This window comes from Bacillus sp. FAU20 (assembly GCF_056033865.1).
The window spans coordinates 575,844-598,764 of the sequence record NZ_JBVYHY010000003.1; the positions used below are offsets into that span (position 1 = coordinate 575,844).

Here is a 22,921-nt window from a genome sequence, read left to right on the forward strand (position 1 = left end):
GAAATATGAACAATAAACGACTAGGAGGTTTCCCCCTAGCCGTTATTGTTCATATTAGCAGAAGCAAGCTGCTCCTACAATAATTAGTAAAATAAACAGTACAACAAGTAATGCGAACCCACCGCTAAAACCACAATCAACGTGACCCATAGTTTTTTGACCTCCTACATTGTTCTTACTACACTGTTATCATATGAAGTGGTGGGCATGATGACATAGGCATTGGTCTATTTTTAATTAAATTTCTTAAAAAGGTTGGATAGAACATGAGTATGCTCTATACTTATGTTGTTATAGAAAAAATGTGGTGGGATGCTTTGTGCAATATAATTTTAAAGTAGAGGCTTTTGAAGGGCCTTTGGATCTATTGTTACATTTAATACATCGTTATGAAATTGATATATATAATATTCCTGTAGCAGATATTACAGAGCAATATTTATCTTATGTGCATACGATGAAAGAACTTCAATTAGATGTTGCAAGTGAGTATTTAGTAATGGCCGCAACGTTATTACAAATTAAAAGTAAGATGTTGTTGCCGAAACATGAAGAAGATGTACTTGATAACGGTGATGATTTTATAGATGATCCTCGTCAAGAATTGATGGAGAGGTTAATTGAATATAAGAAATATAAGCAAGTTGCTACTGAGTTAAAAGAAAGAGAACAAGAAAGAGCACAGCTATATACACGTCCGCCAATTGACTTTACATCGTTGGAACAAGAAGCGGAGACAAGTTTACCTCTTGATGTTACGTTATATGATATGCTAGCAGCATTTCAAAAATTAATGCGCCGTAAAAAGGCAAAAAAACCTGTAACAACACGTATTACTCGTCAAGAAATACCAATTGAACAACGAATGACTGATATTTTAAAGCAGTTAAAAATAAAGGGTGGTCGCCAAAGTTTTTATGATTTGTTTGTTGATGATGAACGTGAAATAATGGTTGTAACATTTTTAGCAGTTCTGGAACTTATGAAAAATCAACAAATCACAATTGAGCAAGAACATAATTTTGATGAAATTTTCGTATCAAGCTCTAATAAATCTGCATAGAGCAAGTATGTGAAAATGGGATAGAAACATTTTATCTCATGCTATGTTTTAATGTATCGTTTGGAACAAGAGAAAAAGTATTGAACCGAACGCATTGATTGTGATTCGGTTTTTTGATGTGTATTTTTATGGAAAAATAGAAGGAAGGAGCTCGTGAAATGGATAGGAAAGAACAAAAGTCAATTATTGAAGGCCTTTTATTTGTTTCTGGTGATGAAGGGATTTATCCAGAACAAATAGCGAAAGTTCTTGAAATTGAAATGAATGAAGTAATTAATATTTTAGAAGAAATGCAACAAGAATGTGAAGGTGCAAACCGTGGTTTGCAAATTGTACAGTATGCAAAAGTATATCGTTTTGCTACAAAGAAAGAACATGCTTCATATTATCAAAAATTAATGGATACACCAACAGCTGCTTCGCTTTCGCAAGCTGCCCTCGAAACGTTAGCGATTGTTGCATATCGTCAACCAATCACAAGGACTGAGATGGAAGAGATTAGAGGAGTTAAAACCGATAAGGCGTTACAAACGTTGGTTTCCCATTTACTTATAAAAGAAATGGGAAGAGCAGAAGGACCAGGGCGGCCTATTTTATATGGAACAACAAAAGAATTTTTGGACACATTTGGATTGAAAACATTAGATGATTTACCACCGCTTTCTGAAGAGAATGAACAAATGAATGAAGCTGATTTATTCTTCGGTTCCTTACAAGAGATATCGAAATAAAAGCTTAGCATTTTGCTAAGCTTTTTTTGTATATCAATTATTTACAGTGCCATACTAAATGAAAAAAGGAGACGAGTTATGAGAGGTATGCGGATTATTCTATTATTAGCTTCTGTTTTATTATGTTTTTCTTTAAATAGCGCATCAGCTAAAAGGTATATGATGTCTATTCATACTACGTCTCCTTTACATATGCATCGGCAACATCTTAGTAAAATGAAAGTGAGCTTTTTAAAAGTGGGGCAAGGTGACGCAACACTTATTATAATGCCAAATGGACAAACAATGTTAATTGATGGAGGACCTTATGAAGCAGGAGAGGTTATTATTCAGAAATTAATTGAGAAAGGGATTAATCATTTAGATGTAATTGTCAGTACGCATCCCGATATGGATCATATAGGGGGGTTAATTCCAATTGTAGAGCAAATGCCGGTATCGCTTATATTAGATAGTGGAAAAACATATAGTTCTCTTACTTATCATACGTATCGGAATAATATTAAAAAAAGAGGGATACCTTTCGTTTCAGTAAAGGAAGGACAATATATACCGCTGGATCCACATGTTTCTATACAAGTATTAAACAACGGGAAATCAAAAGATGAAAATAATGAATCCTCAATTGTTTTAAAGGTACGATATGGAAAAGCGGATTTTTTATTAATGGGTGACGCGGATGTACGGACAGAAAATGAAATATTAAAACAATTTGATGTGCATGCAGATGTTTTGAAAGTGGGGCATCACGGCTCATATACTTCAACAAGTGAAACGTTTATAAAAAAAGTGGAACCGCAGTTTGCTATTCTGTCGTACGGGAGTAGTAATCCGTATGGACACCCTCATCAAAGTGTAGTAAAGCGCTTGAAAAGGCACGGTATAATGGTATATAGAACAAATAAACGTACAGTAGAAATAGAAACAGATGGTGAACATGTTATGTTAAAATCTAGCGGGTTAATGCCATTGTTGAAGTGATTTCTATATTAGGGGTGGATACTGTCCCTTTTTGGAAAAATGAATAATATATATTATAATTATAAGGGACGTAAGAAATTTCCTTTTCTGTTGAATAAAAAGGAAATTTCATTAGAATGTATAGACAACTACTCGTGCATATATTAAGATGGAACTAGGCGAATAAGGTAATAATAACAAGTAGGTATTTCATGGGAAAGGATCGATGAAAATGAAAACGCAAATTGTCATCAATGCCAAAATTTACACAGGTCAAGAAATAGTGGAAAACGGATTTATTCGTTACGCAAAAACCATTAAAGAAATTGGTTTGATGGCTCAATATGTACCACAAGAAAATGAAACTGTTTTTGATGCTACAGGGAAGATTGTAATTCCAGGTATGATCGATGTTCATATTCATGGTGGATACGATATTGATGCGATGGATGCAAATAGCGATGGGTTAGTAACTCTAGGTAAAGAAATGTTAAAAGAAGGGGTTACAACTTACTTCCCAACAACAATGACACAAGCTCCAGAGGCAATTGAAGCAGCGCTAACTGCTGCGAAAGAAGCAAAAGAAAAAGGAGCGCATTTCGAATATATTCACTTAGAAGGACCATATGTTTCAAAGAAACGTGCAGGTGCACAACCACTTGAACATATCGTTCCTGCAAATATTGAGCAATTTAAACAATGGCAAGAAGCAAGTGGGAATTTAATTAAATTAGTAACATATGCACCAGAAGAAGAGGGAGCATTAGAGTTTGAACAATATCTTGCTGAAACTGGTGTAGTTGGCACAATGGGGCATACAGATGCAATTGATGCACAACTAAAAAATAGAAAGATTACACATGCGACACATTTATACAATCAAATGCGTGGATTACATCACCGTGAACCAGGAGTTGTTGGTCATGTGTTATTAAATCCAGATGTAATGGTTGAAGTAATTACAGATGGTATTCATATTCACCCTGATATGGTGAAATTAGCATATAAGTTAAAAGGACCGAAAAAAGTAAGTGTTATTACTGACGCAATGCGTGCAAAAGGTCTTGAAGATGGATTATATGAGCTTGGCGGACAGCCAGTACATGTAAAAGATGGTAGTGCTCGATTAGAAGATGGAACGTTAGCTGGTAGTATTCTAAAAATGGATCAAGCTTTCCGAAATGTAATTGAATTTACAGGTTGTTCAATCGAAGATGCAGTACTGATGACATCAGTTAACCAAGCAGAAGAGTTTGGATTAAATAATAAAGGTGCATTAGCGGTAGGAAAAGATGCAGACTTTGTTGTGATGAATGAAGATTTACATGTATATGATACGGTTCGTTTAGGAATTCATATGAAGGAAGGGAAGTAATTAAATGAATATTCTTGTTGTAAAAACTCCAAAAGAATTAGCAGAAGCAGGTTATAAATTAATTGAAGAAGTTGTAAAAACAAAAGAAAATCCAACATTAGGAATGGCTACAGGAAGCTCTCCATTAGGTATTTATGCAGAAATACGAAAAAATAAACTTGATACAAGCCGTGTAACCACTGTAAACTTAGATGAGTACGTAAATTTACCACATGAAGATAAAAACAGCTATCACTATTTCATGCAAGAACAGTTGTTTGATCATCTTCCATTTAAACAAACTTATGTACCAAACGGGATGGCAAGTGATTTAGAGGAAGAGTGCAAACGTTACGAGAGCATTCTAGCTGCTAACCCAGTTGACCTACAGATTCTTGGAATCGGTGAAAACGGTCACATCGGATTTAATGAGCCAGGAACACCGTTTAATTCTCCAACAAACATTGTTGAATTAACAGAATCTACACGCCAAGCAAACCTTCGCTTCTTCGAAAAAGAAGAAGATGTGCCAACTCATGCGATTACAATGGGAATTGGAAGCATTATGAAAGCGAAACAAGTTCTACTTGTTGCGATGGGTTCTAAAAAGGCAGAAGCTGTTAAAGAATTATTGCAAGGTGAATATAGTGAAGAGTGTCCGGCTACAGTTTTACAACGTCATCCGAATGTAACCGTAATCGCTGATCAAGAAGCTCTATCTTTATGCAGTGAGGCGATTGCTGATGAACATCGACAAGTATTCACCATTTCCGATCTATTATCAGATTCAAGAGTGGGTGAAACAGCTAATTGAGGACGGCGAATGGAAGCCGGGAGATAAAATCCCATCTGAGAATGAACTTTGTGATAAGTTCGAAGTGAGTCGTATGACAATCAGACAGGCGATTAATAATTTAGTGGAACAAGGCTATTTATATCGGAAGCGTGGAATTGGAACATTTGTCCAACTTCCGAAAGTGGAACAAAAGTTGCAAGGAATGACGGGATTCACAGAAGACATGATTTCTCGTGGAATGAATCCAAGTAGTCAATTACTTAGTTTCCGCCTAGTTCCAGCTACTGCTAAAATAGCAGACCGGTTAAGAATACAGGAGGGGGAATCGGTTTATGAAGTGAGGCGTATTCGCTTAGCTGATGATGAACCGATTGCTTTTGAGACGACATATTTGTCGCCAGCTCTTGTAAAAGATATTAACGAAGAGATATTGCAACAATCTTTATATGAACATTTAGAGAAAAAACTGGGCTTTAAACTTGTTAGCGCTACTCAGTCAATTGAAGCTTCCGTTGCGACGGAAAATGAAGCTGAACATCTGCATATTCCTAAAAAGGCGCCTGTACTTGTCATGCGTCAATGGTCATATTCAGAAGGTGAGGTACCGCTAGAGTACGTGAAATGTATTTATCGTGGAGATCGTTATAAATTTATTACGAATATCGCACGTAACAAATAGTATATTTCAGTTTGTGAAGTACAGTGGAATTGAAAATGGTTAACATGTAAAGAAATAAAAATACGACTCATCCTTATAAGGAATGAGTCGTATTTTTATTATGAGTAATTACGTGGTTAACAGCATCTTTGACGTGATTTACTACATAGTGAGCGTGATTTTTTACTGCATCATCTGCTTGCGACATAGCAAAACTGTGAGGAGTTAAAGAAAACATAGGAATGTCATTATATGAATCCCCTATACAAGCAATTTCCTCAGGTTTTATTTGAAACTCATTTAATAAAACAGAAATGGCAGAGCCTTTACTAACATTTGGTGGCATTACATCTAAACATTGTTCTGCAGAGATGAAAGTACTAACTTTCCCGTGGAATTTTTCATCAATTTTTTTCTGAAGGAGTTGTAAGTTCTCCTTTGTTCCACCGACAGAAATTTTATTTGGGAAAATTGTATCATCAATTTTCTGTAGTAAGTTTGGTTCTTCAACAGAAGTCATAGTTACCTGTTGTTCAAGTTCTTGAATAAAAGGTGTTTTCTCTTCAATGTAATAATTATGTTCATCACTTACATAACGGAAATAAGGATCTTCATTCGTCATAGCTAACAAATCGGGAAGTATGCTGGAATCAAAAGTTGCAGATAATAGTTGTTTATTTTCATGTGTATATACAAAAACACCATTTACACTAATACGATGAAAATTTGTATTTACAGCTTTCATTAAGTCTGCAATTTCATTATCAAGTCTTCCGGAAGCGAAGCAAAGAATAACATTTTGCTCGGCAAGGCTGCGCAGTGCCGCAACATCTTGTTCGTCAATAAGACCTCCGTGTTGCATCATTGTACCATCGATATCACTTACAAACATTTTAATCATGCTGTTATCCCCTTTCTATGTACAGTTGCTCTTACATTATACGCATCATATATAAACATGTCTAAAAAATGAATTTTTATTAAATGGCAGATGTTTTACATTGACGACAAAGAAGAATATTCTGTAACATAAAAGTAGGCTATTTAAGTACGAGGGTGGTGTTATATGAGTAATTATCTAGAAATTAAAAAAGTTTTAAATAATAATGTCATCATTGCTAGCCATCCGGAACACGAGGAAGTAGTAGTGATTGGTAAAGGAATTGGATTTGGGAAAAAAGCGAAAGATGTCTTGGAGCAAGAACAAATCGAAAAAATGTTTGTCTTAAAAAATGAACGTGATCGTGAACAGTACAAATTATTAGTGCCGCATATTAGTGAAAAATTAATTGAATTGATGAACGATATTATGCTGTACATTCAAGGGAAAGCGAAATCTCCACTAAATGAACATATTCATATTGCGTTAACAGATCATATTTCATTTGCGATTAAAAGGTTAAAACAAGGACTTACAATTGATAACCCTTTTTTAGTTGAAACAAAAATGCTCTATCCAGAGGAATATGAAATTGCGGAAGGTGTTGTAGAACTTTTAAATTCTCGTTTGCAAATTGCATTGCCTGAAGGAGAAATTGGTTTTATTGCACTTCACATTTACAGTTCGCTTACAAATTCTGATTTATCTTCAGTTAATCAAAACTCCCGTCTCATTGCACAACTTGTATCTTTAATTGAGACAAACTTACAAATTACATTAGATCAAGAGAGCATTCATTATTTACGTCTTATTCGTCATCTTCAATATGCTATTGAGAGGGTGAAAAAAGGAGAAAAAGTAGAGGAATCACAAAGTTTTGCTGATTTATTAAAGGCCGAGTATCCAGTTTGCTATAACTTGGCTTGGAAGCTAGTTAAGGTCATGCAAAAAGAGTTGCAACTACCTGTATATGAAGCTGAAAGTATTTATTTAACGATGCACTTGCAACGCTTAGTAAAGGCAGAGCATGTGTAAAAAGTTATATATTTTTGTCTAAAATGAAAACGTTAAAAAAAATGATTGAATCGCTTACAATAGTTATGTATAATAACTATTGCAAAGTTATACAAATTTCGACAAACACATTAAGGTGAGTAACGAAAACGTTTGCCTTAATTATAGTGAACTTATACGTAAACCTATTTTTGACACGTGTTACTGATTCGATCAGGCATGAGTGGAGAAAAGTAAGGAATGTAAGCTAGAGAAAGGGATATACTACCCTTTGTATAGCTATCGTTCTATCTTTTTTTCCTCATGTCTTTTTGGCGTTTGTCGGAAGGTATCAATATAGATAAGAGAGGAAGGGTTTCCATGTTTAAGAAGATCTTTGGTGTTCTTCAAAAAGTCGGGAAAGCGTTAATGCTTCCAGTAGCGATTTTACCGGCGGCAGGTATTTTACTTGGATTTGGTAATGCATTTCAAAATCCACAGTTAACAAATGTTATTCCTGCTTTAAAAGCAGATTGGTTCGTAATGGTTGCAAAAATTATGGAACAATCTGGTGATATTATTTTCGCTAACCTTGCATTATTATTCGCAGTTGGGGTAGCAATTGGTTTAGCTGGTGGAGACGGAGTAGCTGGTTTAGCAGCATTCGTCGGCTACTTAATTATGAACAAAACGATGAGTGTGTTCTTAGAAGTAGATAAGCTAGTGAAAGTAACAAGTTCTGGAGCAGACCCAGTAAAAATTGGATTTGCAGATCCAGCGTATGCAAACGTATTAGGTATTCCAACGCTACAAACAGGAGTATTTGGTGGTATTATCGTCGGGATAGTAGCGGCATATTGCTATAATAAATACTTCAACATTGAATTACCATCATACTTAGGTTTCTTTGCAGGTAAGCGTTTCGTACCGATCGCAACTGCAACATTCTCTTTAATAGTAGGTATTATCATGTGCTTCATTTGGCCATACATTCAAGGTGGCTTAAACACGTTCTCACATCAAATGATTGATGCAAATAGAACAATCGCAGCATTTATATTCGGTTTAATTGAACGTTCATTAATTCCATTTGGATTACATCACATTTTCTATTCACCGTTCTGGTTCGAATTCGGTCAGTATACAAATGCAGCTGGCGAATTAATCCGTGGTGACCAAAAAATCTTTATGGCACAGTTAAAAGACGGTGTAGAATTAACAGCAGGTACATTTACAACTGGTAAGTATCCGTTCATGATGTTTGGTCTTCCAGCAGCAGCTTTAGCAATGTACCATGAAGCACGTCCAGAAAATAAAAAATTAGCAGCAGGTATTTTAGGTTCTGCAGCATTAACATCTTTCTTAACAGGTATTACAGAGCCACTTGAATTTTCATTCTTATTCGTAGCGCCAGTATTATTCGGAATTCACGCTGTATTTGCTGGTCTATCATTTATGACAATGCAAATTTTAGGTGTTAAAATTGGTATGACATTCTCTGGTGGTTTAATTGACTTCCTATTATTCGGTGTACTACCAGGCCGTACAGCATGGTGGTGGGTAATTATTGTTGGTCTTGTACTAGCAGTTATTTACTACTTCGGATTCCGCTTTGCAATTCGTAAATGGAATCTAAAAACACCTGGTCGTGAAGTGGCAAATGCAAATGACGGCGCAGGAAAAGCAGAAGCAGGCGAACTTCCTCGTGAAGTATTAGTAGCACTTGGTGGTAAAGAAAACATTGCTTCTTTAGATGCTTGTATTACTCGTTTACGTGTTCAAGTTAACGAACAAAAGAATGTAAACAAAGACCGCTTAAAAGAACTTGGAGCAGCTGGTGTACTTGAAGTTGGAAATAACATTCAAGCTATTTTCGGACCGAAATCTGACACATTAAAATCACAAATTCATGATATTATGTCAGGCCGTACACCTCATGTTGAAAAAGAAGAACCTGTAAAAGTGGAAGAAACTCCTCAAAAAGTTGATGAAAATGAAACAATTGTATCACCAATTGAAGGGAAAATCTTACCGATTACAGAAGTGCCTGACCAAGTATTCTCAGGAAAAATGATGGGAGATGGATTTGCAATTGAGCCAACTGAAGGAACAGTAGTTTCTCCAGTTAATGGTGAGATTGTCAATGTATTCCCTACAAAACATGCGATTGGTATTCAATCTGAAGGCGGAAAAGAAATTTTAATCCACTTTGGTATTGATACTGTAAAATTAAATGGTGAAGGTTTTGAAGCGCTTGTAGCACAAGGCGACAAGGTGAAACAAGGCCAACCATTATTAAAAGTAGATCTTGCATTTGTAAAAGAAAATGCACCATCTATCATTACACCAATTGTCTTTACAAACTTACAACAAGGGCAACAAGTCGAATTGAAAAAAGATGGAAATGTTAAGAAGGGCGAAACCGCTATTATTGACATTCAGTAGGAATTTGACGCAAAATGTTTATAATTATAATAGGCGATGTGGTTGACCGAACATCGCCTATTATATACAATAGATGGTGTAGTACTCACGTCTATACAACTAAAAAATACTGTAATTTAAAGGAGATAAATTATCATGGAAAAAATCTTTAAAGTAACTAGCGACTCAGGAATTCATGCTCGTCCAGCAACTCTACTTGTAAACACTGCAAGCAAATTCGGTTCTGACATTAACTTAGAGTATAACGGAAAGAACGTTAATTTAAAATCAATCATGGGCGTTATGTCTTTAGGCATTCAACAAAACGCAGAAATTAAAATCACTGCAAATGGTGATGATGCAGCTCAAGCACTAGCAGCTATCGAAGAAACTATGAAAAACGAAGGATTAGGAGAATAATGACTCTTAATATTCAAGGGATCGCTGCATCAAGTGGGATTGCTATTGCAAAGGCTTTCAGACTTGAAAATCCTGAATTTAACATCGAAAAGAAATCAATTACAAACGAAGCTGCAGAAATTGCACGCTTAGACGCTGCGCTTGAGAAAGCAAAAACTGAATTAGAAGCTATTAAAGACCACGCATTTGCTGAACTAGGTGCTGACAAAGCTGCGATCTTTGAAGCACATTTATTAGTGTTAAATGATCCAGAACTAGTAAACCCAGTAAAAGATAAAGTAAATAGCGAAAAAGTAAATGCTGAATTTGCAATGGATGAAGTTGCATCAATGTTTATTTCTATGTTTGAAAACATGGATAACGAATATATGAAAGAACGTGCTGCGGACATTCGTGACGTAACAAAACGCGTTCTTGCACATTTACTAGGAATTAACTTCTCAAATCCTGGTACAATTTCTGAAGAGGTAATCATCATTGCTGAAGATTTAACACCATCTGATACAGCTCAGTTAAACCGTAAGTATGCAAAAGGTTTTACTACTGATATCGGTGGACGTACATCTCACTCTGCAATTATGGCTCGTTCTATGGAAATTCCAGCTGTTGTTGGTACGAAAGTTGTTATGGAAAAAATCCAAAACGGCGATATCGTTATCATTGACGGTTTAGATGGAGAAGTAATTGTAAACCCATCAGAAGAAACTCTTCGTTCGTTTGAAGAAAAGAAAGCGAAATTTGAAGAGCAAAAAGCTGAATGGGCAAAATTAAAAGATCAAGCTACTGTAACAAGTGACGGACATCACGTTGAGCTTGTTGCAAATATCGGAACACCAAATGATGTACAAGGTATTATCGATAATGGCGGAGAAGGCGTTGGCTTATACCGTACAGAATTCTTATACATGGGCCGTGACAATCTTCCAACAGAAGAAGAGCAGTTCGAAGCGTATAAAGCAGTTCTTGAAGGTGTAAAAGAGGGTCAACCAGTCGTTGTTCGTACACTTGATATCGGTGGAGATAAAGAGCTTCCATACTTACATTTACCAAAAGAAATGAACCCATTCTTAGGATACCGTGCAATTCGCTTATGTCTTGATGAGCAAGATGTGTTCCGTACACAACTTCGTGCATTACTTCGTGCTAGCGTATACGGTAACTTAAAAATTATGTTCCCAATGATTGCAACTCTTGATGAGTTCCGTCAAGCGAAAGCAATTTTATTAGAAGAGAAAGCGAAACTTGTAGAAGCGGGTACAACTGTTTCTGATTCTATTGAAGTTGGTATGATGGTTGAAATCCCAGCTTCAGCAGTATTAGCAGATCAATTTGCGAAAGAAGTTGACTTCTTCTCTATTGGAACAAATGATTTAATCCAATACACAATGGCTGCAGACCGTATGAACGAACAAGTATCTTACTTATACCAACCATATAACCCATCTATTTTACGTCTTGTAAAAATGGTTATCGATGCTGCTCATAAAGAAGGCAAATGGGCTGGTATGTGTGGTGAGATGGCGGGCGATTCACTTGCTATTCCATTATTATTAGGATTAGGTTTAGATGAGTTCAGTATGAGTGCAACATCTATTCTTCCTGCAAGAACACAACTAAGCAAGTTGTCAAAAACAGAAATGGAAACATTAGCAGAAAAAGCATTAATGATGTCAACTGCTGAAGAAGTTGTTGAACTAGTTAAAAGCATATAAGTAATAAAAAAACCTGAGTCGATTGAAATCGGTCTCAGGTTTTTTCTATGAGAAAAGTAAATCTTATTTTCTTACTAGAGGATAAGGTACAGAATTAGATAGCGATAGCAACGATATCAGATGGGCATACACGTAAAATACCAGTAAAAGTATTTCGGTTTTGATTGTGCTTATCATCTTTGTTGTTATCTTTATTGTCTTTGTCATTGTTATTACGAGCTAAAGCAGAGAAAAGAGCAACACCGTTACAGAAACCTTCAAAAATTACATTGTTGAAAGATCCAACACCTTTAACGCTTAATAGAGAAAGCTCTGTTCCAACTGAAATGCTAGCAAGTACGTTACATACAGCTGGTTGTTGTGGCTTAACCTCTCTCTCCTTCTCACGATGGTCGCGCTCTCTTTCATGATGATGACAGTCTCTAAAGTTATCACAGCATCCAAATGATCCAAACATAATCCTCATCACCCCCTTCACACTTATAATCTATGTAAGTTCGGTAGTAAGTGACTGGACAGAGAGTGGAATTTTTTCTAGGAGATTTTCTCATTTTAAATGACTAGCTGGGTATTTAGTATGGAATGATGTTTAAAATAGGGGTAATATAACAAAAAAATGTAAAAACCACCGAAATAAATGAAATGGGTAGCCTTTACACTTTTTTACTTTTATATAAAACGATGATATATACAGGAAGAGCTAGGAGTAGTGGTACAATGGATCGTGCAGTATGTTTTTCTGATTCTAATTGGAATGCTTCTTCTTTTGGGAATTGTAAAATGGAGATGTTTGCGGCATCACCAATAAAATATAGAAGCAGTACAGTTACTATGTAGCATAAAAGTGCGATAAAGCTTCCGTATGAACTCAATGAAAATCCCTCTCTTGTTATCTATTTGTTATCATTGTATCACAATTGTAACAAAAATACACGGGTATATTTCAATACCTAAACAAAATTCGACACGAAACGTCACGTTTACTTATGAGGAGGGAATAGAATATACTTTTCCATAAGTATAAATGTCGAATGATTTGTAGTAATATTACAAAAGTGTGACAGGAAATAAAAAAACGAAGGCAACGTAGTTACCTTCGTTTTTTATTATTTTGCCCACTCGCTCACTTGCTCTACGCTCATACGTGGTGCAGGGTGGCCTTTTAAAGTTGATTCACCAATTGTAATAAGCATAATTGGAACGTAACGAGATGAAACGTTAAATTCGTCTGTCAGTGCTTGTGGATTAAAGCCACCAATAGCACAAGTGTCCCAACCAGTCGCTTTAGCTGCAAGCATAAGTTGCATTGCTGCTAAAGATGCATTTGAAAAGGCAGCATCTCTTGAGAATTGTTCACGAGCATATGCAGATTCAATATTTTTAGCTAAGCGTTCTTTTGCTTCTTCTTTCATAAATCCTTGTTCTACAATTGGACCATATACTGGCTCAACATTTTTATAAGCTTCTAAATCACCTAAAATAGCGACTACTGCAGAAGCATCAAGAATTTGTTGTTGGTTATAAGCTATCGGGTGTAATCGTTTTTGTACATCTTCACCTTGAAAAACAAGGAATTTCCAGTGTTGTAAGTTCCAAGCGGAAGGTGCTTGTGCTGCGGCTTTTAAAATCTCGTGTAATTCTGTAGATGAGATTTCTTTATTTGGGTTGAATGCACGTGTAGATGTGCGTTCATATAGAACGTTAAAAAAGTTGTCGTTTGTCATTATATATCCTCCAAATTACATATAAAATTATCGAGAAAACGCAATATATATTACTTACATTTTGTAAGTTATCGAATTTAAGAATATAATATCTTTATTTTAATTGTCAAGTTTTAAGAAATAAGCTAGGGCATTCATACAAACGATATAATTCCTATAATCATACACTAAAAAAGGAATTTATAGAGTGAAAAGGGAAGATAACATTCTCAATTAGCTTGTTAATATGTATCTCTCACAAATTAAAGTTTATTGGGTAATAGTCTTTTAAAAATGTTTGTGAGGAATTCAGTAGAACAAGATATATGAAGTGAGTGAAGACTAGTGATGAACATACTACATTTTTTATTAGAGAATACGGTTTTCCAAAATGTGTTACAAGATTTGCAGTTAAATGTCCTTTATATAGAAAATGGATGTAAACATCAACAAACGATAGAAAATATTCATCCAAAATGTATGTTTATAGCAAATAGTTTTGAAGAGGGCGAATTATTATTTCAAAGAACGAAACCGCACATTATAATTATGTATGTAACAGATTATTCTCAAATAAAATATATAAAGAATATGTATACCTTGCAAAGTACATTTATTGTCATTTGGGATCAACAAATAACAAAAGAATTTACAGATGTACTCGCATTAGGAATACGTAATATTGTAATAGCCCCTGTAACTCCGCAAGCAGTGTTAGAAGAAGTGAATAAGAGTTTGTATCAACTTTCTTTAGTAAGGCAAGTTAGTTTGCAACAGGAACTGCTTCAAACGATGTTTGATTTTCAAAATGATTTATTATTTATAGTAGAAGATGATGAAATTGTTGATTGTAATACAAATTTTTTAACGTTTTTCGGATATGAAAATTTGTTTGCCTATCGTGAGCAACATTTAGTATTTGCTGAACATTTTATTAGAGAAAATGGATACTACTCGACGACGCATGATATAACATGGCTAGACGATACTTTATCAAGCGGTAGAAGAATTAAGATGTTAAATTATGAAGGGACAGTATCTACTTTTCTATTACGTGCGACACCATTGCCAGAAGATTTATCAAGATTTATTGTAAAGTGCACGGAAATTACAGAATTAGATGAAATCTATCAAGAACAAGAAAGACTTGCTATGATAGATTCATTAACAGAGATTTATAATCGTTTAAAGTTTCAACAAATACTAGAGGTAGAATGGGAAAAGGTAATACGTACTGATGAGAAAATAGCAATTATTTTATTTGATATAGATAATTTTAAAACAGTTAATGACACATATGGTCATGATTTTGGCGATTTGGCATTAATACAACTTGCAGAGCTTATGAAATCTAAAGTGGAGCAGCAACATGTATTTGCAAGATGGGGAGGAGAAGAATTCATTATATTAGTGACAAATACAGTAGAAAAGGAAGCATTTCAAGTTGCGGAGTCATTACGATTCTTCATTGAAACAAAGCAATTCACTGGAATTTCAAAGTTAACAGCTAGCTTTGGAGTTGCGTTATATGAACAAGGAACTACAAGAGAAGAATTAATGCAACGAGCGGATATTGCATTATATGAAGCGAAAAAAAATGGGAAGAATCAAGTATGTGTGTATAGAAAAGAAAAAATGTAATTTTTCGCAACAAATTGTTGCGATTTTTTTTTATTGTTTGATAATAGAATAGGGGGACAATTTTTAGCTAAGGAATTATGGAGGATCAATATGATAAAAAAAGTAATGGTCATGGCTTCACTGTCTGCTATAGTTGGCGGTGGGGTATACTATTTTCTTGTTAGCCCCAATATAAAGGAAAACACTGTATTAACAACTAAAGTGAATCCTACTATTGAATCGGAAGTACAAGGGAATATAGAAGAAAAAGAAGAGCAACAAATTGATTATGCTAGCATATCTCAAAAATTAGATCAATATTTAGTCGGAAAGCAATTCAATGGAACAGTTTTGGTAACAGATAAAGAGCATGTTATTTTGAATAAAGGATATGGGTATGCTGATGTTCAAAATAAAATTGAAAATACGCCTCAGACAAAATATCGTATCGGTTCTATTACGAAAACAGTGGTTGCCACATCTATTTTACAGTTGCAAGAACAAGGGAAATTGAATATTCAAGATAATGTAAATAAATATATTCCTTCATTTCCGGAGAATAAAAATATTACGCTATATCATTTATTAACGCATACCTCTGGTTTACCTGAACACGCAAAAGGCAATGTTAATGCTGCTTCCCGTTTACAGTTAATTAATTGGATTGGACGTCAAAATTTAGAATTTCCTGCAGGAACAGGTTGGAGATATACAGATTATAATTATATGGTGCTTGCTTATATAATAGAACATATATCGAAAAAACCTTTAGGAGATTACATAAAAGAAAGTATATTTGTAAAAGCAGATATGTATGAATCCGGCATGGGAAATATGGTGCCTGGAGATAAAAATTTTACAAAGGGTTATGTGAAAAAAAATCAAGAGCTTGTACCAGCACAAAAGCTAGGCATGGATTGGCTATATGGTTGTGGTGAGATGTATACGACAGTTGGAGATATGAAGAAATTAGACGAAGCAATTATAAATGGAAAACTTCTTTCAGAACAAAGTATACAAACAATGTTTTCACCTTCAGCGGAACGGAAATATGCATTTAGTTTTTATATATATCCAGATTATTTTCATAATCATGGTGTATTATCTGGTTGGAACACTTTCAATAATTTTAATAAAGAAAAAGGAACTTTTGTTATGTTATTTTCAAATGTGAAAAATAGTATGGATGATGACTTTAATAAAGAGTTCCGAAAGATGGTAAATGATTTATTAGAACAAAGGGGATGAGAAAATGGAACATAAAACTTTATCAATAGGTTTCATTGGTATTGGCGTAATGGGAAAAAGTATGGTTTATCACTTAATGCAGGATGGTCATAAAGTATATGTATATAATAGAACGAAGGCAAAAACAGATTCTTTAGTACAAGATGGTGCACATTGGTGTGATACGCCAAAAGAGTTAGTGAAGCAAGTTGATATTGTAATGACAATGGTTGGATATCCACATGATGTAGAAGAAGTGTATTTTGGTATAGAAGGAATTATAGAACATGCAAAAGAAGGTACGATAGCAATTGACTTTACGACATCTACACCTACTTTAGCAAAACGTATTAATAAAGTTGCAAAAAGCAAAAAAATATATACGTTAGATGCACCTGTCTCAGGAGGAGATGTTGGCGCGAAAGAAGCAAAACTCGCAATTATGGTAGGTGGAGAGAAAGAAATATATGATAGATGCTTACCTTTACTTGAAAAGTTAGGAACAAACATTCAATTACAAGGACCGGCTGGGAGTGGACAACATACAAAAATGTGCAATCAAATTGCGATTGCTTCCAATATGATTGGAGTATGTGAGGCTGTTGCTTACGCGAAGAAGGCTGGACTGAATCCAGATAAAGTGTTAGAGAGTATTTCAACAGGGGCAGCAGGTAGCTGGTCATTAAGTAATTTAGCTCCTCGAATGTTAAAAGGAGACTTTGAGCCAGGATTTTATGTAAAGCATTTTATGAAAGATATGAAAATTGCTTTAGAGGAAGCAGAAAAATTACAATTACCAGTTCCAGGCTTAAGTTTGGCGAAAGAATTGTATGAAGAGTTAATTAAGGGTGGCGAAGAAAATAGTGGAACACAAGTATTATATAAAAAATATATAAGGGGGTAAACGAGGTGGACTTTCAAAAGTTTGATGAGATGATTGATACTTTACAGCGAGCTACTTGTATGCAAATCAATGAAAAACAAAAAGAAGCTTTTAAACAAAAATATGATTTTGAACCAGAATTTGAATATGGAAGAGATGAGAAGGGGCATTATGTAATTCGAACCTCAAAAAAGATGTTAGAAGAAATGGAGTTTTATTTGGCATTGAAATATGATCGTGATGGAGTGGATCTTTATATGCAAGCTGAGATTGATGGTATATTTCATGTATCTGTTAGCTATGGTGAAGATGCCCTACATCTACAAGAATTGTTTCAATTTCTAGAAGAAAATAAATAAAAGTCCTCATTTGAGGACTTTTATTTATTTAGTCATCTTTAATTTTTATAATTATAAGTTAGAAGCACGGCGGCATCGTTCAACCGGGAACGGGATAATTTGTGCGATGTGATTAGGACCAAATTGTTTTGTACGAGCATGGCGTATTATATAAAAAGCACACAGAATTGAAACAGGAATAGCGCCGAATAAACCAAATAATAAAGCGCTTACACAAGATGCGACAAATCCTAAAACACCAATTTCTAACTCTTCCATAATAGCTCCTAAAATAACAGGAAATGCTCCACATGTAACTCCAAGTATAAGTGCGATAAGTAAGCTCATGATTATCCCCCTCTGTTTGCGATATTCTTTTCCTTCTTAGTTAATTGTAGTATATCACATATAAAACAGAATTTTCAGAAAAAATTCAATAAATGTTCAAAAAATGCACTTGAAAAAATCAAGGTGTTAAATTTGTGATGAAATGGTACTTTCAAGTAAATAAAAAATCAGGCTTATTTCAAAATGAAATAAGCCTGTTCCATAGGAGGATGTATATATGTAGAGTGAATAAAAGTTTGGAAAAGGGGATCCAAGTCCTTTTATTCAACTAACTACCTTAATAGATTGGAACCCAGCCTTCAGTTGTAACAAAAATACGAATAGCTACAACTTGGCGATCATCTTGCAAAGTAAAATAATGTCTTGCATTTTCAGGAACAGATATGAGATCACCTGGCTCAAGTTCAACGTCAAAGAATGTTCCGTCTTTTCCTTCAATGGCAAAGATGCCATGACCACTAACAATAAAGCGAACTTCATCATCAGTATGATGGTGTTCTTTTTGAAAATTAATTAATAGTTCGTCAAGGTTAGGTGTGCTATTTGAAAGTGAAATTACATCATGCGCTTTATAACCTCGGCGTGCTGAAACATCAGCAATTTCTTTTGAAAACACAGCTAATATTTCAGCTTTGTTTTCATCTGTTAAAGAATAATTTTCATTTAAATGAGTAGGAAGTTTAGAAATATTCCATTTCTCATATAAAACGCCTTCCTTTTGTAGAAATTTAGATACTTCCACTTCATTTTCAATGCGAGTATTTACTTCATGAATACGAATTTGCGCCATTAGAAACGCCTCCTTGAATTGATAATAGTTTTATATGAAATTGGAATAGAAACTCATAAGCTTCTAATCTCTTCTTTGCATCAAAGCTATCTCGGCCCCATACGGTAATACCGTGGTTACGAATCAATATTGCTCCCGAATCTCCTTGTATATGCTTTCGGAAGTTTTCTCCAAGTGTTGGGATATGGGCATGGTTTTCAATAATAGGAATTTGAATTGTTGCACCTTCTTCCCAAATATCGAGAGCTTTAATAATTTCTTGATTTTGAAGTGTGACTGCATCACTATATAAATTTGTGATGACATTATTATCAGTTGTATGAACATGAAGTACACACCCGGCATTCGTATTGTTATAAATGTGTGTATGCAATATTGTTTCTGCTGAAGGGCGTAATTCAGTCTCTAAAACGGGAACTCCTACATGATCTACTAATAGAAAATCATCTGGAGTGGTTTTTGTTTTATCTTTACCGCTTGCTGTAATAAGAAAAGTAAGTGGTTCATGACTAACCTTTATAGAAATATTACCACTTGTTGCCGGGAACCAATTTCGTGTTGTTAATTCTTTTTTTATCTCGCTCAAGTCATACCATTGACGAAAAAGTTGTTTCATAATTTCACCTCCAACAAAAGTTTTAATTCAGCTTGCACATCTTGAAATGTTTCAAACGGTGTATAAGCAATATGATTTTCTTCACACTTTGTAATAAGAAAATCGCGAGCGAATACTTTATCCGCTTGTTTCGCGGCTTGTAAATCAGTAATAGAATCTCCAATTACAATATGAAAGTCATTTGTATCACTTAATTTACGGATTAATGATGATTTACATAATCCGCAATGATTTTGGCAATGATCATCACAAGAATGAGGCCATTTAACTGTAATAAACTCTGCTGAAAAGTCTGTTTCATTACAATAAATTTGCTCTTTTGGAATGATTCCTTGTAAGAGTGGATAGACGAAGAAATCCATTCCACCTGATATCACGTAAAAAGAAATGTTATTTTCCTTTACGAATTGTATAAATTCATGAAAACCACTACGGATTTCAGCAGTTTCTATTAAAAATTGAATAATATCATCGTGCAGATTAGTAGGTATTAATTGAAATAATTGAGAAACACCTTCTTGAATGGATAGTTCTTGTGATAAAATTTTATTCTTTACTTCTTCGGCTTCTGGTGGTGCGAATTTTTCCATAATGGACATAATGTTATCATTATTTGTAATCGTGCCATCGAAATCACAAAATACTTGAATACTCATAGTTTCACCTCATGAGAGGGATTTCCCCATATTTGTAGTGCACTATGCAAATTTATGTCGTCTACTTCATGGAGCGGTTTATTTTGCAAAGTAGCATCAATTGCAGTACGGAAAGCTTTACCCCCGCCTTGCGCTCCATTTGGATGTCCGTGTATCCCGCCACCAGCATTAATAACAACATCTTTACCGAAATCTCGTACAATAAAGGGAACGAAACCAGGATGAATACCAGCAGACGGAACAGAAAAGCTCTTCTTGAAAAATGCATCGTCTTCAGTTAAATATTTTGAGATAGCAAGAGCCTCCTCTTTTTCTAGCGCAACACTTCCGTATGGAGATGGGAATAATGAAAAGTCAGCCCCAGCATAACGTAGTAGCTTTCCAAGTAATAATGGAGATGAAACTCCATATAACTTGGATGCTGAATAAGCACCACTTACAGCAGGATGTGCCATAATAGGAACTGGGATTTCATCATCTTCTGCAAGTGATTGTAGTACATCTAGTCCGTAAGCAAATGCGTTAAATAATAGAATATCAGCTCCAGCTTCTACTGCACGTTTTGCATTTTCTTTTAAATCAAAAGTTCGTCCTGTTAAATTTACGGCATATAACGTTTTATGTCCGTATGTTTCGTAGACAGATTGTAAAACTTCTTTTCCGGATACAATGCGTTTCGTAAGTGGTGTTAATGCATTTTCAAATAATATTTCATCATCTTTTACTATATCTACACCACCAATTGCTTGATCGCGTAATTGTGTTTTTAAATACCCAATGTTTCGTCCAATCATTCCTTTAAAAATACTCATTAAAAGGGGACGATCATGCACTTGTAAAAGATTTCGAATACCATCTATCCCGAATTTTGGACCAGGAAAATATTTTTTTAACTCGTCTGAAAAAGTTAAGTCAATTAATTTTACTTCGCCATCAAGTGATAGCTTTCCAAATGTAGTCGTTAAAATCGCTGGTAAATCTGGACTGAAGTTTAATAGCGGATATTCGATTTTAATAATTCCGCGTTTTACTTTTTTACGTAAATACGAATTGGTATGTTCATGTTCAGCTAATTCCTCAACATGAATGACGTTGCCTTTATGCTGCTTTAATTGTTCTTGCAATAAATGTGGCAAATGAGTCCAAGAGCCAATTGTTAAACCGAGTGCAATTTGTTCCGCCTTTTTTTCTAAGTGATGTGAATCATCATGAATTAAATATGTCGCTATAATTCCGCTCATTGTTATAACCTCCTAGTTAAATAAAAAAACCTCTCAGCTAAGGAGAGGTTTTTTTACAACCAGCTCCTTATCTGTCAGCGTAATGCTGCGAGAATTAGCACCGTGTCTACAATTGTAGATCGGTTGCCGGGTTTCGTCGGGCTCGTCCCTCCACCTGCTCTTGATAAGAAGTATTTAGAAATGTTTAAATTTTTAAGATAACTGAATTTTGTCAGATATTTTTTATGTTGTCAATTACTTTTTGAAAAAATTCAAATTATCAATTCGATTAATGGCTTCTCGTAATCTATCTTCTGTATGCAAGAGACCAACGCGGACATACCCTTCGCCATGCTCACCAAATCCAACACCAGGAGCAACTGCAACATGTGCTTTTTCTAGTAAAATATCAGAAAATTGCTCAGAGGTATATCCTTTTGGAACAGGAAGCCATGCAAAGAATGACCCTGTTGGAATGTCTACATTCCAACCAATTGAGTGACAAGCTGAAATAAGAGCGTTTCGTCGAGATTCGTAACTATTTACAAGGTCTATTACGCAAGACTGTGAACTTAATAGTGCTTCGCGGGCAGCATCTTGAACTGCACCAAAAATACTAACATACATATGATCTTGTAATAAGTTAATGGTTTCAATGACACTTTCATTTCCTACTGCAAAAGCGATACGCCATCCAGCCATATTGAAAGTTTTCGATAGAGTGTAAATTTCAATACCTGTATTTTTAGCACCGTCTGCTTGTAAGAAACTCACGGGCTTTTGACCATCAAATCCAATAGCGCCGTAAGCAAAATCGTGAACAACTAATATATTATGTTCATTAGCAAAGTTAATGGTTGTATCAAAAAAATCTTTTGATGCAGTAGCACCGGTCGGATTATTTGGATAGTTTAAAAACATTAATTTTGCACGCTCGGCAATAGAGTCATCGATTTTCGTATAATCTGGTAAAAAATTATTTTCTGCAATAAGCGGCATTGTTTCAAATTGTGCTTTTGCTAAAGCAACTCCTGATAAATAATCTGGATAGCCTGGATCTGGAACGAGAATAGTATCACCAGGGTTTGTAAAACAAACTGGTAACTCTACTAATCCAGCCTTTCCCCCAAACAAAATAGCAACTTCTGTTTTTGGATTTACTACTACATCATATTCACGTTGATAGAATGTTGCCACGGCTTCTTTTAAACTTTCATGTCCGCGAAATGGCGGATATTTATGATGAATGGTCTTTTCTGCAGCATCTTGTAAAGCTTTTACGATATGCTGCGGTGTTGGTTGATCTGGATTACCTTGACCTAGATTAATAACATCGTGACCAGCTGCTACGACTTTGTTAACTTTTGCAACAAGTGAAGCGAAAAATTGTGTCGGCAATGATGTTACTATCTCAGAAGGTTGAAATAATTTCATACTTTCCACCTCTTTTGAAAGTTGTTACAATTCTAGTGACAAATGATATAATCTTTCCAGTATTTTGTAAAGAAAAAATAAGAATGGGGCTGACA

The 22,921-nt window shown here is 34.9% G+C and carries 25 protein-coding genes and 1 riboswitch; of the genes, 14 read left to right on the top strand and 11 right to left on the bottom strand.

Annotated elements, in window-relative coordinates; all coding sequences use genetic code 11:
- Positions 1-54 precede the first annotated feature (54 nt).
- Entirely contained in the window at positions 55-150 is a 96-nt protein-coding gene (locus AC0OM3_RS03365) for a YjcZ family sporulation protein (protein ID WP_000510194.1), read from the bottom strand.
- Between the two features lie 169 nt (positions 151-319).
- Between AC0OM3_RS03365 and scpA the strand changes: the two genes are divergently transcribed.
- From scpA to phnF, 6 genes are all read left to right on the top strand, one after another.
- Complete coding sequence (scpA, locus tag AC0OM3_RS03370) at positions 320-1,063, top strand: segregation/condensation protein A (RefSeq protein WP_001199747.1); 744 nt, start codon at positions 320-322, stop codon at positions 1,061-1,063.
- Positions 1,064-1,221: 158 nt separating this feature from the next.
- A complete protein-coding gene (gene scpB / locus AC0OM3_RS03375) occupies positions 1,222-1,794 on the top strand; it encodes a segregation/condensation protein ScpB (RefSeq protein ID WP_000375172.1) in 573 nt (190 codons plus the stop codon).
- 78 nt (positions 1,795-1,872) lie between these two features.
- Complete coding sequence (locus AC0OM3_RS03380; RefSeq protein WP_001214823.1) at positions 1,873-2,775, top strand: ComEC/Rec2 family competence protein; 903 nt, start codon at positions 1,873-1,875, stop codon at positions 2,773-2,775.
- A 211-nt stretch (positions 2,776-2,986) separates the two neighbouring features.
- Positions 2,987-4,129: an N-acetylglucosamine-6-phosphate deacetylase gene (nagA, locus tag AC0OM3_RS03385; RefSeq protein ID WP_474211219.1), complete on the top strand. Its 1,143-nt coding sequence runs from the start codon at positions 2,987-2,989 to the stop codon at positions 4,127-4,129.
- 4 nt (positions 4,130-4,133) lie between these two features.
- Positions 4,134-4,922, top strand: a complete 789-nt coding sequence (nagB, locus tag AC0OM3_RS03390; protein WP_474211078.1) for a glucosamine-6-phosphate deaminase — start codon at positions 4,134-4,136, stop codon at positions 4,920-4,922.
- Positions 4,852-5,583 carry a phosphonate metabolism transcriptional regulator PhnF gene (phnF, locus tag AC0OM3_RS03395; RefSeq protein ID WP_021727649.1) on the top strand — a complete coding sequence of 244 codons (732 nt, stop codon included), beginning with the start codon at positions 4,852-4,854 and terminating at the stop codon, positions 5,581-5,583. Before nagB ends, phnF begins: the two co-directional genes overlap by 71 nt.
- Positions 5,584-5,656: 73 nt before the next feature.
- Here the strand turns inward: phnF and AC0OM3_RS03400 are convergent, their stop codons facing one another.
- Positions 5,657-6,463, bottom strand: coding sequence for a Cof-type HAD-IIB family hydrolase (locus AC0OM3_RS03400; RefSeq protein ID WP_000594242.1), 807 nt, complete (start codon positions 6,461-6,463; stop codon positions 5,657-5,659).
- A 165-nt stretch (positions 6,464-6,628) separates the two neighbouring features.
- On the opposite strand from AC0OM3_RS03400, the gene glcT reads away from it, so the two are divergent.
- The 4 genes from glcT to ptsP all read left to right on the top strand — a co-directional run bounded on the left by glcT (position 6,629) and on the right by ptsP (position 11,991).
- Positions 6,629-7,477 carry a glucose PTS transporter transcription antiterminator GlcT gene (glcT, locus tag AC0OM3_RS03405; protein ID WP_000073857.1) on the top strand — a complete coding sequence of 283 codons (849 nt, stop codon included), beginning with the start codon at positions 6,629-6,631 and terminating at the stop codon, positions 7,475-7,477.
- Positions 7,478-7,816: 339 nt separating this feature from the next.
- Entirely contained in the window at positions 7,817-9,880 is a 2,064-nt protein-coding gene (gene ptsG / locus AC0OM3_RS03410; protein WP_000473174.1) for a PTS glucose transporter subunit IIABC, read from the top strand.
- A gap of 135 nt (positions 9,881-10,015) precedes the next feature.
- On the top strand, positions 10,016-10,279 hold the full coding sequence (gene ptsH / locus AC0OM3_RS03415) for a phosphocarrier protein HPr (RefSeq protein ID WP_000411080.1): 264 nt from the start codon (positions 10,016-10,018) through the stop codon (positions 10,277-10,279).
- The gene (gene ptsP / locus AC0OM3_RS03420) at positions 10,279-11,991 is read left to right on the top strand and encodes a phosphoenolpyruvate--protein phosphotransferase (protein ID WP_000174208.1); all 1,713 of its coding nucleotides are present in this window, start codon (positions 10,279-10,281) and stop codon (positions 11,989-11,991) included. Before ptsH ends, ptsP begins: the two co-directional genes overlap by 1 nt.
- 94 nt (positions 11,992-12,085) lie before the next feature.
- Here the strand turns inward: ptsP and AC0OM3_RS03425 are convergent, their stop codons facing one another.
- From AC0OM3_RS03425 to AC0OM3_RS03435, 3 genes are all read right to left on the bottom strand, one after another.
- A complete protein-coding gene (locus tag AC0OM3_RS03425; RefSeq protein WP_000468026.1) occupies positions 12,086-12,448 on the bottom strand; it encodes a DUF3915 domain-containing protein in 363 nt (120 codons plus the stop codon).
- Positions 12,449-12,644: 196 nt separating this feature from the next.
- Complete coding sequence (locus AC0OM3_RS03430) at positions 12,645-12,863, bottom strand: hypothetical protein (protein ID WP_000100485.1); 219 nt, start codon at positions 12,861-12,863, stop codon at positions 12,645-12,647.
- A gap of 234 nt (positions 12,864-13,097) precedes the next feature.
- Entirely contained in the window at positions 13,098-13,715 is a 618-nt protein-coding gene (locus AC0OM3_RS03435; RefSeq protein ID WP_000180389.1) for a nitroreductase family protein, read from the bottom strand.
- Positions 13,716-14,042: 327 nt separating this feature from the next.
- Between AC0OM3_RS03435 and AC0OM3_RS03440 the strand changes: the two genes are divergently transcribed.
- The 4 genes from AC0OM3_RS03440 (at position 14,043) to AC0OM3_RS03455 (ending at position 17,783) form a co-directional block, all read left to right on the top strand.
- Positions 14,043-15,335, top strand: a complete 1,293-nt coding sequence (locus tag AC0OM3_RS03440; protein ID WP_001023183.1) for a GGDEF domain-containing protein — start codon at positions 14,043-14,045, stop codon at positions 15,333-15,335.
- Between the two features lie 90 nt (positions 15,336-15,425).
- On the top strand, positions 15,426-16,562 hold the full coding sequence (locus AC0OM3_RS03445; protein ID WP_000592900.1) for a serine hydrolase: 1,137 nt from the start codon (positions 15,426-15,428) through the stop codon (positions 16,560-16,562).
- A 4-nt stretch (positions 16,563-16,566) separates the two neighbouring features.
- Positions 16,567-17,445, top strand: a complete 879-nt coding sequence (locus AC0OM3_RS03450) for an NAD(P)-dependent oxidoreductase (protein ID WP_000400427.1) — start codon at positions 16,567-16,569, stop codon at positions 17,443-17,445.
- Positions 17,446-17,450: 5 nt separating this feature from the next.
- Complete coding sequence (locus AC0OM3_RS03455; RefSeq protein WP_000347327.1) at positions 17,451-17,783, top strand: DUF3909 family protein; 333 nt, start codon at positions 17,451-17,453, stop codon at positions 17,781-17,783.
- Positions 17,784-17,834: 51 nt separating this feature from the next.
- Here the strand turns inward: AC0OM3_RS03455 and AC0OM3_RS03460 are convergent, their stop codons facing one another.
- The 6 genes from AC0OM3_RS03460 to AC0OM3_RS03485 form a co-directional block, all read right to left on the bottom strand.
- Positions 17,835-18,110, bottom strand: a complete 276-nt coding sequence (locus tag AC0OM3_RS03460) for a hypothetical protein (protein ID WP_000054659.1) — start codon at positions 18,108-18,110, stop codon at positions 17,835-17,837.
- A 277-nt stretch (positions 18,111-18,387) separates the two neighbouring features.
- Complete coding sequence (locus tag AC0OM3_RS03465; RefSeq protein WP_000057326.1) at positions 18,388-18,900, bottom strand: 1,2-dihydroxy-3-keto-5-methylthiopentene dioxygenase; 513 nt, start codon at positions 18,898-18,900, stop codon at positions 18,388-18,390.
- Positions 18,878-19,516, bottom strand: a complete 639-nt coding sequence (locus AC0OM3_RS03470; protein ID WP_000811342.1) for a methylthioribulose 1-phosphate dehydratase — start codon at positions 19,514-19,516, stop codon at positions 18,878-18,880. Before AC0OM3_RS03470 ends, AC0OM3_RS03465 begins: the two co-directional genes overlap by 23 nt.
- Positions 19,513-20,172: a 2-hydroxy-3-keto-5-methylthiopentenyl-1-phosphate phosphatase gene (locus AC0OM3_RS03475; RefSeq protein WP_000027462.1), complete on the bottom strand. Its 660-nt coding sequence runs from the start codon at positions 20,170-20,172 to the stop codon at positions 19,513-19,515. Before AC0OM3_RS03475 ends, AC0OM3_RS03470 begins: the two co-directional genes overlap by 4 nt.
- Positions 20,169-21,413: a 2,3-diketo-5-methylthiopentyl-1-phosphate enolase gene (gene mtnW, locus AC0OM3_RS03480; protein ID WP_000014170.1), complete on the bottom strand. Its 1,245-nt coding sequence runs from the start codon at positions 21,411-21,413 to the stop codon at positions 20,169-20,171. The genes AC0OM3_RS03475 and mtnW overlap by 4 nt, the downstream gene beginning before the upstream one ends.
- Before the next feature lie 64 nt (positions 21,414-21,477).
- Positions 21,478-21,583: riboswitch (SAM riboswitch) on the bottom strand.
- A gap of 64 nt (positions 21,584-21,647) precedes the next feature.
- The gene (locus AC0OM3_RS03485; RefSeq protein WP_000765530.1) at positions 21,648-22,826 is read right to left on the bottom strand and encodes a pyridoxal phosphate-dependent aminotransferase; all 1,179 of its coding nucleotides are present in this window, start codon (positions 22,824-22,826) and stop codon (positions 21,648-21,650) included.
- Positions 22,827-22,921: the final 95 nt, after the last annotated feature.

What these genes read in the sequence shown, in the direction of transcription:
- AC0OM3_RS03365 (WP_000510194.1), bottom strand. Translation starts at nt 150, where the DNA reads ATGGGTCACGTTGATTGTGGTTTTAGCGGTGGGTTCGCATTACTTGTT.
- scpB (WP_000375172.1), top strand. Translation starts at nt 1,222, where the DNA reads ATGGATAGGAAAGAACAAAAGTCAATTATTGAAGGCCTTTTATTTGTT.
- AC0OM3_RS03380 (WP_001214823.1), top strand. Translation starts at nt 1,873, where the DNA reads ATGAGAGGTATGCGGATTATTCTATTATTAGCTTCTGTTTTATTATGT.
- nagA (WP_474211219.1), top strand. Translation starts at nt 2,987, where the DNA reads ATGAAAACGCAAATTGTCATCAATGCCAAAATTTACACAGGTCAAGAA.
- nagB (WP_474211078.1), top strand. Translation starts at nt 4,134, where the DNA reads ATGAATATTCTTGTTGTAAAAACTCCAAAAGAATTAGCAGAAGCAGGT.
- phnF (WP_021727649.1), top strand. Translation starts at nt 4,852, where the DNA reads ATGAACATCGACAAGTATTCACCATTTCCGATCTATTATCAGATTCAA.
- AC0OM3_RS03400 (WP_000594242.1), bottom strand. Translation starts at nt 6,463, where the DNA reads ATGATTAAAATGTTTGTAAGTGATATCGATGGTACAATGATGCAACAC.
- glcT (WP_000073857.1), top strand. Translation starts at nt 6,629, where the DNA reads ATGAGTAATTATCTAGAAATTAAAAAAGTTTTAAATAATAATGTCATC.
- ptsG (WP_000473174.1), top strand. Translation starts at nt 7,817, where the DNA reads ATGTTTAAGAAGATCTTTGGTGTTCTTCAAAAAGTCGGGAAAGCGTTA.
- ptsH (WP_000411080.1), top strand. Translation starts at nt 10,016, where the DNA reads ATGGAAAAAATCTTTAAAGTAACTAGCGACTCAGGAATTCATGCTCGT.
- ptsP (WP_000174208.1), top strand. Translation starts at nt 10,279, where the DNA reads ATGACTCTTAATATTCAAGGGATCGCTGCATCAAGTGGGATTGCTATT.
- AC0OM3_RS03425 (WP_000468026.1), bottom strand. Translation starts at nt 12,448, where the DNA reads ATGTTTGGATCATTTGGATGCTGTGATAACTTTAGAGACTGTCATCAT.
- AC0OM3_RS03435 (WP_000180389.1), bottom strand. Translation starts at nt 13,715, where the DNA reads ATGACAAACGACAACTTTTTTAACGTTCTATATGAACGCACATCTACA.
- AC0OM3_RS03440 (WP_001023183.1), top strand. Translation starts at nt 14,043, where the DNA reads ATGAACATACTACATTTTTTATTAGAGAATACGGTTTTCCAAAATGTG.
- AC0OM3_RS03445 (WP_000592900.1), top strand. Translation starts at nt 15,426, where the DNA reads ATGATAAAAAAAGTAATGGTCATGGCTTCACTGTCTGCTATAGTTGGC.
- AC0OM3_RS03450 (WP_000400427.1), top strand. Translation starts at nt 16,567, where the DNA reads ATGGAACATAAAACTTTATCAATAGGTTTCATTGGTATTGGCGTAATG.
- AC0OM3_RS03460 (WP_000054659.1), bottom strand. Translation starts at nt 18,110, where the DNA reads ATGAGCTTACTTATCGCACTTATACTTGGAGTTACATGTGGAGCATTT.
- AC0OM3_RS03465 (WP_000057326.1), bottom strand. Translation starts at nt 18,900, where the DNA reads ATGGCGCAAATTCGTATTCATGAAGTAAATACTCGCATTGAAAATGAA.
- AC0OM3_RS03470 (WP_000811342.1), bottom strand. Translation starts at nt 19,516, where the DNA reads ATGAAACAACTTTTTCGTCAATGGTATGACTTGAGCGAGATAAAAAAA.
- AC0OM3_RS03475 (WP_000027462.1), bottom strand. Translation starts at nt 20,172, where the DNA reads ATGAGTATTCAAGTATTTTGTGATTTCGATGGCACGATTACAAATAAT.
- mtnW (WP_000014170.1), bottom strand. Translation starts at nt 21,413, where the DNA reads ATGAGCGGAATTATAGCGACATATTTAATTCATGATGATTCACATCAC.
- AC0OM3_RS03485 (WP_000765530.1), bottom strand. Translation starts at nt 22,826, where the DNA reads ATGAAATTATTTCAACCTTCTGAGATAGTAACATCATTGCCGACACAA.